Below are 892 nucleotides of genomic sequence, written 5' to 3'. Positions count from 1 at the left end.
CGCTTCGCCCCCCAGCCCCGCCATCGCCCCGGCCTCCGCCTTGAATTCCGCCGTGAACTACGCCGCGGTCATCCCCGCCGCCGAGACGGAGTTCGGAGAGCCTGGAGAACAGGCCGCTGCGGTGGTGATCCTTGACCCTAGGCATGCGGCCCGCCCGGCGTGCGGGACGTCTCGGAGCAGCGCGAGAAACTGGACGAGCCGGCCCGATCCGCCTGGCGGCTTACGGCCGCGTCCTGATCAGTCACCTGCCCATTCTTCACCGGCGTTGCGTGGCCCGCGCGGCCGAGGACATCCACTGATCGTCGGGACGGATAGGGCTCAGGGGGCGGCGGCCTTCCCGAAACGCACTATCGTCACTTGGCCAGACGCTGCCGCAGCAGGGCCTTGCCCTGCTCGGCTCCCTTCCGGCTTTCGGCCTGAGCGCGGCGGAAGAAATCGGACAGTTCCCCGTCGCCGGCGCGGTCGGCGTCGGCAATGTAGGTCTCCAGCCGCAGCACATTGCTCAGGCACTGCTCGACGAACCAGATCAGGTTGTAGTCCTTGTCCCGGGTGCCGGTGATGTCGCCGGTTTCCTGCTGTGCCGAGCTCATCTGCCTGCTCCTTTGCCTGCGATGTGTCAGGTTCGCTCGTCGGCGCGTTCGCGCGCCGAACGCTGTGTTGTAGTCCTCTGCCCGGCAGCCGCGCACTATGCGTGCGCCGTGCCGCGCGTTCGTGCCCATCGTGAGCGGCGCGTTCGCCGATCTCCGCGGCGAGGCCGGCGTCGGCCAGGCGCCCGTTGAACCCGCTCAACGGTGTGGGCGCAACCTCTTGCTCGCGCCGCTCCGGGTCTGGAGTGGTGGCGGCGTCATCGCAATGCGCGCGCTGGATCGCCGGGAGTCGGGCATGAGGGGCG

1 protein-coding gene is annotated in these 892 nt (G+C 69.5%); it reads right to left on the bottom strand.

Annotated elements, in window-relative coordinates; all coding sequences use genetic code 11:
* Window positions 1-353: 353 nt before the first annotated feature.
* Window positions 354-590, bottom strand: coding sequence for a hypothetical protein (locus tag C1I98_RS39355; protein ID WP_111172233.1), 237 nt, complete (start codon window positions 588-590; stop codon window positions 354-356).
* Window positions 591-892 lie beyond the last annotated feature (302 nt).

This window comes from Spongiactinospora gelatinilytica, from assembly GCF_003236385.1.
Taxonomy (GTDB): domain Bacteria; phylum Actinomycetota; class Actinomycetes; order Streptosporangiales; family Streptosporangiaceae; genus Spongiactinospora; species Spongiactinospora gelatinilytica.
Note: the sequence above shows the minus strand (reverse complement) of the source record. Positions and strands in the feature narration are given on the sequence as shown.